This window comes from Paenibacillus sp. OK076 (assembly GCF_900110055.1).
Lineage (GTDB): Bacteria > Bacillota > Bacilli > Paenibacillales > Paenibacillaceae > Paenibacillus.
Window position 1 is genome coordinate 2,484,521 of record NZ_FOCH01000001.1, and the last position, 12,206, is coordinate 2,496,726.

Below are 12,206 nucleotides of genomic sequence, written 5' to 3' on the forward strand. Positions count from 1 at the left end.
CTCCCTCTTTCTGCAAAGGAGGAAAAACATTGTCAGACATTATCATCTCCAATATTGGACCAAATGTCAGTTCCCAATTCGATGAGCTGCGCGTAACACAAAAAACTCCGATCGTAGAGTTAACTTCTGTATATGGCCTATCGATTCTAAGAGATGTAGTAACGACTACTGGGGCTGGCACGGTTACAAATGATGCGACTGAATATAATTTAAGCAACACTGCCAGTGGAATAGACTCAGCCATTTTAGAAAGTGTATTGCGGGGGAGATATGAACCAGGTTATGCAGGGGAGGCAGGAATAGGCGTTCGTATCCCTTCACTACCTACGGGTAGCCAAGTTGGACAATGGGGATTATTTGATACTCAAAACGGAGCCTTTTTTGGAGTGAATAGTACAAATGTTTTCGTATCCGTACGTAGAGCTGGAGTTGATACAACAGTTCCTCAAAGTTTATGGAACGTAGATCCATTAAACGGGACAGGACCAAGCGGAGCGACATTAAATTTGTCTAAAGGCAATATATTTCAAATCATGTTCACATGGTATGGTTACGGAGTGATCGAATTTAGAGTTGTCATACCTGACCCCGTAACTTTAGCGCAAGAGGTAATAACCGTTCATCGATTCTCCCCAACAGGTCAAACAAGTTTTGTGGACCCGAATCTTCCATTAAGAGCACAAATCGCTAATAATGGAACCGGTGCTGCTTATAGTATATTTGTTGGAGGAAGACAATATAGTATTATTGGAAAATATGATCCAACCTATAGAGTCACTTCCGAACGAAGAAGAATTACCAATGTGACATCAACAATAACGCCTGTCATTTCATTTACTAGAAAAGCTGTGTTTCCAGCAGGTTCAGCTAGAACGAATTCGGTACAGGTGAATTTGGAAGAAATCAATATTATTTCATCCGTTGATCTAAGTTACCAAGTTCTTGTGGGGGGGACGCTAAATGGATCTTTTGTTAATTATCCCACGGCTACAACCATTATTCCTGATAGCGAAACCGCACTGCTGGTCAACAATATCTCTACAACAATTACAGGAGGAGAAGTGGTGTTTCAAGGCATTACAGGAGGGGGAGCAGGGAATACCAGAATATTGGCCTCTTCAGAACTTTTGAATTTCACTCTTCCGGAAAATCAGGTTGTAACTTTAGCCGTATCGAATATTGGTGGTGCAGGTTCGAACACAGTTGATGTGGTATTTAGAGTAACTGAGAGTTGGTAAATATTATCAGCTACAGTGTGGTAGCATCTTGATAATTAGGAGGGAACAAAAATATATAAATTAAAGATTAACAAAAGATATATTATGTAAACTTATTTGTGGATTATATGAATAGTAAGCACCTGAATATCCGTTATTAAGGGAATTCAGGTGCTTACTGGTTTTTAAGTATACTATTCCAATCCAGCGATTTGTTCTTTTAATTTGTTAGCAGAGGCCTGGAAAGCGACTTTCTCCGTCTCATTCAAAGGCAGTGGCAGAATCTCACGCACGCCGTTGCGATCAACCACACATGGAACACCCAGATATACATCTGATACGCCATTATAATCTTCCAGCAATGTGGATACGTTCAGTACGGAGCCTTCGTTGCCCAGAATGGCAGCTACAATTCGGTCCAAAGCAAGCGCAATTGCATAGGAAGTGGCTCCTTTGGCATTAATAATCTCATAAGCCGCATTTTTGGTCCGGTCGAAGATATCTTGTTGTGTTTCTTCATCCAGCTCCAGATTCGTTCCTGCAACGTTGGCGAGACTCCATACGGGTACTTCAGAATCGCCATGCTCCCCGATAATATGAGCGTGAATGCTGCGTGGATCAATTCCTTTGTTTTTACCAATCAGGTAACGGAAACGTGCACTGTCCAGTAACGTACCGGAACCAATTACGCGAGAAGCAGGCCATCCGCTTTGTTTCCATGAGGTATAGGACAAAATATCTACAGGATTCGTTGCAATCAAAAGAATACCATGGGAATTAACTTCAGTAATACGTTCAATGATCTCTTTGAAAATGCTTGCATTTTTCTTCAGCAGATCAATGCGAGTTTCTCCTGGTTTCTGGGAAGCACCCGCTGTAATAATAATGATGTCTGCGTCTTTGCAGTCGGAGTAATCGCCTGCCCAGACTTTAACGCCTCCGGTAAAAGGGAGACCGTGGTTCATATCCAGCATTTCGCCAGTAGCCTTATCATGATTCACATCCACAAATACCAACTCGGACGAACGCTGTCTTAACATCAGCGTGTATCCTGTTGTTGTTCCCACCGCACCCATGCCTACAATAACGACACGACTTGGTTTGAGCGCTGCACTGTTTACCATTTTCATATCCTCTCCTTTTTGGGGTATACTTCCATTCATATTAAGGGAAAAGCGTGCGAAAAGCGAGTCGTGTCTATAAACTTTTTCACATTTCATGTCTTTTTACGGAAAATTTCGTCGAAAACCTGGTTTATGTTTTATAGAAAAAACAGATGCAGCAAAAAGATCGCTGTCTGCTTCCAGGGAGTGGAGATGAACCTTTTCGACATCGTTTGTGGTAGAATAGGAGAAGTGGATTCAGATGAATCGTAAAAACAACATGAATGGACAGGCATGCGCGCCTGCTTATTGGATGAGAGAGGTGGAAACCACTTGCGTTCGCAATGGATCAAAATCGCGCAGACAGCACTGCTGTTTATCGGCATAGCTGCACTGCTCGCGGCTTGCACCGATTCGGTAGAGACCCCGGTGGCAGAGCCTCCGCAGGAGCAAGAAGATAACGGGAATATGGGCCAGACCTTAACTGTTGTTCCCCCCGCAAACAGTACACAAGCTGCGGATACAGCCAAATATCAAATTCAGACCCGTTTAACCGATTTCCAGTTGCTTAATGGTAACGGTGGATTAGCATGGGGAGTGACGCGGAACGCCCTGCGTCTGTATTATACTCAGGATCAGGGAAGTACCTGGACTAACATCTCACCTTCGGAAAATGTACAGTTTCCTGCTAATCCGCAATATGGACAAAGCATTTATTTTGTAGATCGTACACATGGATGGATTGTTCGTGAAGGAATGGGCGGAACAGATACAATGGTGCTGCGCACGAACAACGGAGGAGCGAGCTGGAGCCTGTCCTCTTTGTCGAAGACGGATAAGGTGACGGCCATTACATTTGTTTCTCCTGAAAAAGGCTGGATATTGACTACAGTGGATACTTCCATAGGCAAGCAAGACAAGAAACTCTATCTTACAGAAGATGGCGGTATTACCTGGAATCAGATGACATCCAGTGACGAGGACGGCAAACCAGCATCTGCGGAGATCCCTACACGGGGGTATACGACTGGGTTGACTTTCTCGGACGCGGATCACGGGTTCTTGACCGCTCTAGAGTTCGGTACGCCAAAATTGTACGTTACAGCGGACGGTGGCCAGCATTGGAAGGCGGGACCGTCGTTCTTTGACCGAAACAAATTTAACGGATGTGGTAATTTTAATATCAGCTCTCCACAGTTTTTTGGACGGGAAGCTCAAACAGCTTGGATGTCGATATCCTGTTCTCAAGGGGAAAGCACCAAATTCAACGGTTTTTTCACAACCAATGGTGGAGAGAGCTGGCAGTTATCAACGTTCAGTTTGAATAAACAAACCGGAATCAATCGTGGTCTGACTCCTACATTTCTGAATTCTTCGGAAGGCTGGGTCATGCAGAATGAAAAGACTTATTATACGAAAGATGCTGGCAAGACATGGAAGGCACTTCCTGCAAGTCAAGTATTGGAAAACATTCTCAAAGAATACCCGGAGATCGTCAAGCTCCAAATGGTTTCTTCGAAACTAGGCTGGATTTTGGTCGAAAATACGGATGCCAAAAGATCGCTGTTGCTGCAAACCGTAGACGGCGGTGTGCGCTGGAAAGTACTATAATTGCTCTAGAATAGAACGTCTTTAGAAGAGGAACCTGCGGGTTTCTTTTCATTTCACTTACCTTGTGAATTAAATCACAATAAATCCCTTCAAATGATGTTATATTGAATTCAAGAAGAGATGGGAGTGATGAACATGAGAACGAATGAACAAGCTCAATTCACGCAAGCGGACGAGTTAACCAGATACATGCTCCAATTATGCTACACATGTGATGATGCCAACCGTTGTACCACCGAGGAAGAAGTTAAAGCCTGCATGGCGAAATACGCACAGGCAGATGAACCGGAGCAGACGGATGGTGGGGAAGTAACCCGAGGGTTCATGGATCTGATGTACGCTTAGTTATCAAAACTGATCAAAAAAAGCTGATATATCAACGTTTTGCCCCCAACAGGGGGCTTTCTTATTTTAAAAAATCACTAAAAAAAATCACATTTCCTGCAGCACACTCATTTTTAACACTTCAGCAAAATGTTTTTTTAATTTTTGGTCCGCATTATTTTGCATTTTCTGAGTGACATGAGTATATAATCCCAGAGTTATTTTTTTCATCTCGATGACCCACTCGTTGCAAAATCAATTGAGAAGAATTAAGCTTGGGGCAATTAAAATCTTAGCAACCGCATTGGCGTTAGAATTATTGAAAGACATTGAGTTTAGTAAGGAATCTGTTTGTTAGAAAATGAATTACAGTATAAAGGAGAGATAATGAGTTCAGCTCTCCTTTTTAGAACTAATAAATACAAAGTGAGAAAATGATCGCGAAATTAACTCCTAACTATTATTGAAATTTATATTAATCGTTGGAATAAACTGTAGCATTGAAACTTTCAGGTCCTAGGCGCAGGTTGCTAACATTGTAAATTGGATTATAAGTGAATATAGCGTACACAGAATAGACAAGCTGCCCATTCACGGGTGGTGTCACATTATAATCTGAACCGGAAAAGCTTAACACGCAAGGACTGAAAAATGGGTTGTCCAGAACGATTGTACCCGCACGATAAACAAGCTGCTGAGAACTACCCAATCCTCGGTAAACTTCTATGACAAGATTTCCGTTAACAGGCAGTTGATCGGCAGTAACTTCAACAATACCCGAAAAAAACGTCCGGATAACCATCCCTGGATTATTTACCTGTAGTCCAACCTGAGCGAATAATTGTGGGACTCCATTCGTAAAGCTGGGGGTTACAATGTTCTGTCCGTTGGAGCCTTGGGAAGTCCGTGCATCTAACGTTTTAACCATGAAATTTCCTCCTTCCTTATTTTCATAGAGTCCTTTTAGCATTGAGTTAATCGTCGCTGTATACAACCGCATTGAAGCATTCTGGGCCAACGCGGCTGGCTTGCTCTGATGGAGATGCCGGAACAAATGTCACAAAACAAGAATAGATAAGCTGCCCGGTAGGAGGAGGAGGCACATTGAAATCAGAACCATCGAAGCTTGCCAGTATGCTTCCCTCAGAAGGAAATATAGGTTGGGAAACGACATAAATCGGGGTACCTGTATGAGTCGAGCCTCTGAATATTTCAAATCGAATGGAAGAAGGTTGTGAGGACAAATCTGCTACCGAAATCCGATAGGTTCCGTTAAATTGAGTGCGAATAACTAATCCTGGATTAACAATGTTCAGACCAACGATACCCACCAAAGTAGGAGTATTTGGAACGAGCGGGACATTAAACGGAGCAACGCCGTTAGACCCAAGCGAAGTCCGGGCGTCAAGCGTACGAACCATAATGTTTTCCTCCAATCTATTATTTTGAAATATCATATGTTTCTGGTTTGAAAGAGTTATCCGCTTAAAGGCAAGAAGTTTCATTGAACTATAAAACTAATTTATGCTTCATCAACAAAATGATGGACGCTAAATAGCATATAAATCATACTTTTAGATTTAAGATGTACTGACTATTGACTTGGTTATGATGAAACGCACAGCTTCAATAGCGGCATAATTTGGGGGTTGGTCTGCTGTGCGTGGAGTATTGCTGTTCTTTGTAATACTGGATTATTTGACGGGTGTTGCTGCAGGTGGAGCTACTGGAAAACTTAAGAGTAAAATTGGCCTTATCGGGATTGCCCGAAGGTCTTTATTTTTGCCATGGTCGCGGTTGGGCACTTGGTGGACGGTATCTTGGGAGATGGCCATTTTTTTCTACATGTATTGTTTAATCACATAACGCGTCCGGTGCTTGTTTGACCGCAGCTCAGCTGCAGCTTTGCGGCCCAGTAATCGTTTGAGGATCTGGACCGCTTGATAATATTTATCTGCCCTACTTCACATAAATGTAAGTGATGTCTCCTGTGCTGTTGTACTTCAAGGTAGTTGCATTCCCAATCTAAAAATTTGTGGCACTTTTAAATTTTTTTAACATATATTTAATTCATGGGTCTACCTCCTACTTGTACTTGTGAGCATGCCCCCCTACAGGGATAGCAGGGGGTATTTAAATACTGTATCTATACAGAAGCCGAGCCACTCAAATGAATGTTGACGTACAATATTATTGTAATAAAATTCTCATTTTTTCAAATGAGAGGAGGTTAATTCCAATGCCAAACTCTACGGGATTGATTTATAACTCGCCAACAAGTGGAAGTATGGCCACCCAGATTATTGTAACTTGTATAAACGACTCTCTTAATATTCCTGCAAACATTGAACTAGAAGTATTTAAATGGGATACAACTCAAAATGCAAGAGTTCCTATCGGTCATGATTTATTCCAAATTGGACCTCAGGTCTCCCGGACACTTGTTTACCCGCTCATTACAGCAGCGTTTTATGAAGTTCAAAGTGACTACTTTAGTGCTACGAGTACAATTATTCATGTATACGGTGTAGATTCAACAGGTGGAGTTATTCAACGTGTGTTACAGTCTGAAATGATATGGGTTGATAGATTTACCAACATCCCTTAATTAACGAAATGGAGGTAAGCGATTTGCCAGTTGTTAATATTACAGGTGCACTCGGTGGGAATCAATTTGAACCCTCGATCGCTTCCAACGAGTTACTTCCTAATATTATGTGTGCCGTTGCTGTTGATACAAGTACAGGCCCTACACTTATAGGGTTTTATCGCTCTACCGATACTGGACAGACATGGTCGACTACTATTTTACAGCAGCCTGCAGGATATGCTGGTGCAGAAGCCCCAACCATTGATTATACCTTTCCGAGCACGTTTATTGTGACGGTTCACATATTTAACGGAGACAATGATGGTACGATTATTAGCTATACATCCCTGGATGATGGAGTGACTTGGTCACCTCCAGTATTTGTGAACAAGGGATATGGCCTTATTGTTCATAATGATGAGCCTTTTATTGCAGTAGATCGCTCTCCAGGGAGTCCGTACAGAGGGAATGCTTATGTTGGCTACACCCCTCTTGCTACGTTGGCCTCATCTATTTTTTTGCAAAGATCTTTGAACCAGGGAGTAACATGGGAAACTCCAAGCCGAATTTCAAGCCCCAGAGGTTTTCATGATAGAGCGGCTATTGCAGTTGGATTTAGTGGCGAAGTATACGCAGGATATATTACTACAGGCCCGGATACTCCGTATGCTTTATTAAGAATCTCTTATGATGGAGGAGCTTCATTCCAACCGCCGGTTAATCGACAATCTACATTAATTTCTTCCGTGGTACCCGCACCTTCGCCATTACCCGTTCCCGATTATGCTTTTCGAGTGCAGACAAATTTGAGTTTGGGTGCTGATATATCCAATGGGCCAAACAGTGGTTCTGTTTATGCGACCTGGAACGATGCAAGGAATGGATACACCGATATTTTCTTGTGTAAATCTCCAGATGGACTTTTATGGTCAGATCCCGTTAGTATTACCGGAGCACCAGCAGGTTCACAAAATTTCTTTCCATCCATTACTGTGTCGCCATTCACGGGAACAATAAGGGTCATTTATTATTCGAATCAAATCAATGGGTTTCTTTTAGACGTTTATGTTGCTGAATCATTTGACGGAGGAGCTACCTTTGCGAACCGCAGACTCACGACAACCTCATTTAATCCCAATGGCAATTCTCCAGTACCGACTGTGTTGATAGGAGATTATATTACTGCTACAACATATGCTCCGGACAATCTGGCAGCAGTTTGGATGGCAACAACTCCTCCTACTGGGAAGCTCGATGTTTACTTTGGGTCTTAGTTGGCAAATAATGATGTATAAATAGGATTAGCCCACAATATTATTATCCTTGTCACATATAATTTAGAGCGAAACTTACATCGTAGTAGCTCTAAGTTAATGGGGCTTTTTTCTTGTTGTATAAAGAACGTGAGTTCGCATATAATGCAAACAAATGTTCTTATCGAAAGGATGAACATGCCAGTTAAATACTTGGGTTGGTTGAGATTATTTATGAGGATCAAAGCGGCAAGATCACAAAACGACGTATCCATACGCTGGGAGGATAAGTCTAATACGGCCAATATTGTGATCCTGGAGGGATGGGAGCGAGAAGAGGAAAAAGCCTAAGCTGCCCAAGGCAATGTCGCCAACCAATTCATCGAATATAAATTACTGGACTGAGTATTAAGGGGCGTGTGTAGTATGGCTAGTAAATTGACAGGTAACGGTATTTTTGAAGGATCTCGAATTATTCTTCCCGAACATCGTGAGGCCTTTCTTCAGGAAATGAGTTGTGCAGGAAAGACGAGGAAAGCCGGTACCGGACGAACAGGAGATCCAGCTCATTGAAGAAGCTATCTTCGAATCGTATCAGGAACGCAGGTCAATCAAATTGACTGTATTCAATCCGTTCGACGATGAAGAGATAAAGGGAGTAGTGGAATCAATCGACAGGCAAAGCAGACGAGTTAAACTTGTACGTGGTGATGAAGACTACAGTTGAATTCAGATAGAAAAGAGCAGTAAGATGGATCTGATGTACGCTTAGACTCATAGGATGAGTATCCAATATTCTTAATATTACCGTCAATTCATTAAGAAACGTCTCTAAACGGGGACGTTTCTTTTTGGGTGTTTGAATAAACAATAAGCTTGAGTGTCACTGCTTGTTTACTTCTCAGATAAGCTCATATGAATTGTTATAAATTTGGATTGTGTAGAGGCCTTTCCGCAGCCAACTCTATACAGGCTTGGCTTTATTAATATGGAATGTTATACCTCTGTCGGCTAACGCTGTCAGAGTCTTTTTTTGCATTATTCCTCTTAAAAAGGGCTAATCTACCAAGCAAATAGCCTTTTTTTCCTAAATATAGGTTGTAGTTTAGTTGAGAATGGTTTTCCGTCCATACACTAAACTAACGACATACGTACATTAAACTATGTCTATAGGGAGGTGTCCAAACGATGAGCAGTTCAGAAGAAAAGAAGCGATCTAGGAGAAAAAAGGTAACGGTATATCCTTGCAAATCTAAAAGAAAAAATTGCAAAGTGAAGGTGGCAAAGAAATTAGTTAAGGTTAAATGTCCGCCGCCTAAAGTGAAAATTATTACGCCTACGGTTACTGGTCCCACAGGACCACAGGGAATTCCGGGAATTCAGGGCGTACAGGGAATTCAGGGCCAGCAAGGGGTGCAAGGACCACCTGGAGCTCAGGGTCCAGCCGGAGGCCCTCCAGGTCCACAAGGACCTCAAGGTCAACCGGGACCAGCGGGAGCCATGGGTCCACAGGGACTGGCTGGTCCAGCCGGACCGATGGGCGTGCAGGGTATTCCTGGGGAACAAGGACTTGTGGGTCCACAAGGACCTCAGGGTGTGCCCGGCCCAGCTGGCGCTATTGGACCGCAAGGCTTTCCTGGTGCGACTGGGGCCACGGGCGCAGCTGGTGTTGCGGGTCCAGCCGGTGTCACTGGAGCTACGGGTGTTGCAGGAGTGGCAGGTCCAGCGGGGCCTACTGGGGTGACAGGCGCAGCTGGTGTTGTGGGTCTAACGGGTTCCACCGGTGCCACGGGAGTGGCAGGAGTGGCAGGCTCAACGGGTGCCACTGGGGTGACAGGTGCGACAGGTGTTGCTGGTCCAACAGGCGTCACAGGAGCAACGGGTGTTACTGGAGCTACAGGTGCAGCCGGAGGAGTTCTGGGATTTGCTGATTTCTTTGCGCTGATGCCCCCTGATAATGCCGCAACGGTTGCTCCAGGTACGGATGTAAGTTTTCCCCAAGATGGTCCAACTAGTGGAACGACAATTACTCGTACGGGACCTAGCTCATTCAATCTGGCAGCGATAGGCACTTATCAAGTACTATTTCAAGTGAGTATCAATGAAGCGGGGCAACTCATACTAACCCTCAATGGTGCTGACTTGGCTCCAACGGTCGTTGGACGTGCAACAGGAACATCTCAGATTGTAGGGGTAGCCTTAGTACAAACAACCGTTATTAACTCAATACTGACCGTACGGAACCCCGCGGGTAATTCAACAGCGTTAACGATTACTCCTCTTGCAGGCGGAACAAGACCGGTATCGGCACATCTTGTCATCACACAATTAGCTTAAACTTGATCAAAATCTATATTGCTTGTCTGGGATCTGCTTAGATCGCCATTCAGAATGATAACATCGGTTAGCTTGACTGAGATACCGGTCTTTCATCAGGCTGTTATCTCAGTTGGAGCCAACGTTGGATCTTTAAGGAAAGCTGAACGAGATGATCTGGCTACATAACTGGCTTCATTTGGTTTGAACAAAGACGTATAGGTTAATCAGATCTCCCGTCAATTTGAATCGGAATAACAAGTTCCCTGTTAACGTGCATATATATTACAGGAGACGGGTCAAGACTCCGGCTGTCCTAGGTTTGATGAACGGAGGGGAGAGACATGGGCATTGAATCATCCTGGATGTTTGATTTTTTTGGAACCGTCTTTCCGGTAGTATTTGTCCTGATTATAGGTATTGTTCTTCTGTCGGTAGGGAAAGAGGTATGGAGATGGGGGCGCAATAACTCAGAGCCTCTGCTTACTGTACCTTCACGGATTACCAGCAGGAGAATGCAGATGAGTCAGTCGCACTCCGAACCAGGAAGTACAGCCCGTACGCTATATTACATCACTTTTGAAGTGGAGAGCGGGGATCGTCTCGAATTCAAGGTGAATGGTGATGAGTACGGCTTGTGCGCGGAGGGAGATGAAGGTCGACTCTCTTTCAAGGGAACGCGTTATGTAGGCTTTGAACGCTACAATCGTTTGTATTCAGAGCGTGTACGCGGATAAACCGGCTGGCTTGCGCCATAGTGGCGTAAGCTTTTTTTAATATTCTTTTATGGACAAGCGTTTCTTAATGGGGTTAACGTGTTTGTATATAAGAAGAGACTTTATTCAAATTATGGTTCATATTCGGTGAGTTGATGTAGACTTATGTGATGAATGGACCATCCCAATAGAGGAGGAACTAATGATGTCATTTACAGATCAAGTCGTGGTTGTGACGGGAGCAGCTCAAGGAATCGGTCGAAGTGTAGCTGAGGCCTATGCGGTTGCAGGGGCTAAAGTCGTACTTGCCGACTATGAGGAAGCGGAAGGGGCTGCGGCGGCAGCTTCGATTCGCAATGAAGGTGGAGAAGCGATTTTTGTTCAATGTGATGTACGTCAAGAGAAGGATATAACGAACCTCATTCAAACGACAATGGATGAATTCAAGCAGATTGATGTGCTCATAAACAATGCAGGTGTCTCCAGATGGAAATCTCCCTATGAGTTAACGCTGGAAGAGTGGGACGATATACTCAATACCAATGTGCGAAGTTGCTTTCTCGCAAGTCGGGAAGCAGCCAAACATATGAAGCACAACGAAAATGGTGGAGCGATTGTGAACATGGCCTCAACACGTGCCTTCATGTCAGAGCCGGAAACAGAGGCCTATGCTGCATCCAAGGGTGCGATCGTGGCGTTGACGCATGCGATGGCGGTCTCCTTGGGTAAGGACAAAATTCGGGTCAATTGTATCAGTCCGGGATGGATTGAGACAGGCAATGTTGAAAAATTGAAGCCAGAGGACCATGAACAGCACCCGGCAGGACGTGTAGGCGTTCCTTCGGATATCTCCCGTGCTTGTTTATATTTGTCCGATCCGAGCAATACCTTTGTCACAGGGACCAACCTGATTATTGATGGGGGCATGACCCGAAAAATGATATATGAGGACTAGTACCGGGATTTCTCCGGTCAATTGTAAACTTTTGAAAACATAGCAGAAATAAGCCCAAGTTAAGCACTTGGGCTTATTTGATTTTGATAACTCGGTTGCTATAATAAATGTGATTTTACCA

General features: G+C 43.8%; 12 protein-coding genes and 1 pseudogene. 10 read left to right on the forward strand and 3 right to left on the reverse strand.

From position 1 onward, the window contains the following. Window positions 1–29 precede the first annotated feature (29 nt). Window positions 30–1,238 carry a hypothetical protein gene (locus BMY78_RS11080; RefSeq protein WP_090898033.1) on the forward strand — a complete coding sequence of 403 codons (1,209 nt, stop codon included), beginning with the start codon at window positions 30–32 and terminating at the stop codon, window positions 1,236–1,238. Between the two features lie 173 nt (window positions 1,239–1,411). On the opposite strand, the gene BMY78_RS11085 is transcribed toward BMY78_RS11080, so the two are convergent. Continuing rightward, on the reverse strand, window positions 1,412–2,341 hold the full coding sequence (locus BMY78_RS11085) for an L-lactate dehydrogenase (RefSeq protein WP_090898036.1): 930 nt from the start codon (window positions 2,339–2,341) through the stop codon (window positions 1,412–1,414). Window positions 2,342–2,653: 312 nt separating this feature from the next. On the opposite strand from BMY78_RS11085, the gene BMY78_RS11090 reads away from it, so the two are divergent. Both BMY78_RS11090 and BMY78_RS11095 read left to right on the forward strand, forming a co-directional pair. Further along, on the forward strand, window positions 2,654–3,931 hold the full coding sequence (locus BMY78_RS11090; RefSeq protein WP_090898039.1) for a VPS10 domain-containing protein: 1,278 nt from the start codon (window positions 2,654–2,656) through the stop codon (window positions 3,929–3,931). A 135-nt stretch (window positions 3,932–4,066) separates the two neighbouring features. Next, on the forward strand, window positions 4,067–4,276 hold the full coding sequence (locus BMY78_RS11095; RefSeq protein ID WP_090898042.1) for a hypothetical protein: 210 nt from the start codon (window positions 4,067–4,069) through the stop codon (window positions 4,274–4,276). Window positions 4,277–4,730: 454 nt separating this feature from the next. Here BMY78_RS11095 and BMY78_RS11100 read toward each other — a convergent pair whose 3' ends face one another. Both BMY78_RS11100 and BMY78_RS11105 read right to left on the reverse strand, forming a co-directional pair. Continuing rightward, on the reverse strand, window positions 4,731–5,183 hold the full coding sequence (locus BMY78_RS11100) for a hypothetical protein (RefSeq protein ID WP_090898045.1): 453 nt from the start codon (window positions 5,181–5,183) through the stop codon (window positions 4,731–4,733). 46 nt (window positions 5,184–5,229) lie between these two features. Continuing rightward, window positions 5,230–5,676 (reverse strand): hypothetical protein, encoded by a 447-nt coding sequence (locus BMY78_RS11105; protein WP_090898048.1) that lies wholly within the window; start codon window positions 5,674–5,676, stop codon window positions 5,230–5,232. A 220-nt stretch (window positions 5,677–5,896) separates the two neighbouring features. Between BMY78_RS11105 and BMY78_RS11110 the strand changes: the two are divergent. The 7 genes and pseudogenes from BMY78_RS11110 to BMY78_RS11145 all read left to right on the forward strand — a co-directional run. After that, window positions 5,897–6,096, forward strand: a pseudogene (locus BMY78_RS11110) (phage holin family protein); the annotation flags it as partial. Window positions 6,097–6,494: 398 nt separating this feature from the next. Further along, on the forward strand, window positions 6,495–6,863 hold the full coding sequence (locus tag BMY78_RS11115; RefSeq protein ID WP_090898051.1) for a hypothetical protein: 369 nt from the start codon (window positions 6,495–6,497) through the stop codon (window positions 6,861–6,863). A 23-nt stretch (window positions 6,864–6,886) separates the two neighbouring features. Beyond that, window positions 6,887–8,119, forward strand: a complete 1,233-nt coding sequence (locus tag BMY78_RS11120; RefSeq protein WP_090898053.1) for a sialidase family protein — start codon at window positions 6,887–6,889, stop codon at window positions 8,117–8,119. 496 nt (window positions 8,120–8,615) lie between these two features. Beyond that, entirely contained in the window at window positions 8,616–8,825 is a 210-nt protein-coding gene (locus BMY78_RS11130) for a YolD-like family protein (RefSeq protein ID WP_256222058.1), read from the forward strand. A gap of 461 nt (window positions 8,826–9,286) precedes the next feature. Next, window positions 9,287–10,435, forward strand: coding sequence for a collagen-like domain-containing protein (locus BMY78_RS11135; protein ID WP_143067021.1), 1,149 nt, complete (start codon window positions 9,287–9,289; stop codon window positions 10,433–10,435). A gap of 323 nt (window positions 10,436–10,758) precedes the next feature. Further along, window positions 10,759–11,151: a DUF2500 domain-containing protein gene (locus BMY78_RS11140; protein ID WP_062319566.1), complete on the forward strand. Its 393-nt coding sequence runs from the start codon at window positions 10,759–10,761 to the stop codon at window positions 11,149–11,151. Between the two features lie 184 nt (window positions 11,152–11,335). Next, window positions 11,336–12,085, forward strand: a complete 750-nt coding sequence (locus BMY78_RS11145; protein WP_090898097.1) for an SDR family NAD(P)-dependent oxidoreductase — start codon at window positions 11,336–11,338, stop codon at window positions 12,083–12,085. Window positions 12,086–12,206: the final 121 nt, after the last annotated feature.

Coding starts and splice junctions, on each gene's coding strand:
- BMY78_RS11085 (WP_090898036.1), bottom strand. CDS start 2,341: ATGGTAAACAGTGCAGCGCTCAAACCAAGTCGTGTCGTTATTGTAGGC.
- BMY78_RS11115 (WP_090898051.1), top strand. CDS start 6,495: ATGCCAAACTCTACGGGATTGATTTATAACTCGCCAACAAGTGGAAGT.
- BMY78_RS11145 (WP_090898097.1), top strand. CDS start 11,336: ATGTCATTTACAGATCAAGTCGTGGTTGTGACGGGAGCAGCTCAAGGA.
- BMY78_RS11105 (WP_090898048.1), bottom strand. CDS start 5,676: ATGGTTCGTACGCTTGACGCCCGGACTTCGCTTGGGTCTAACGGCGTT.
- BMY78_RS11135 (WP_143067021.1), top strand. CDS start 9,287: ATGAGCAGTTCAGAAGAAAAGAAGCGATCTAGGAGAAAAAAGGTAACG.
- BMY78_RS11140 (WP_062319566.1), top strand. CDS start 10,759: ATGGGCATTGAATCATCCTGGATGTTTGATTTTTTTGGAACCGTCTTT.
- BMY78_RS11095 (WP_090898042.1), top strand. CDS start 4,067: ATGAGAACGAATGAACAAGCTCAATTCACGCAAGCGGACGAGTTAACC.
- BMY78_RS11100 (WP_090898045.1), bottom strand. CDS start 5,183: ATGGTTAAAACGTTAGATGCACGGACTTCCCAAGGCTCCAACGGACAG.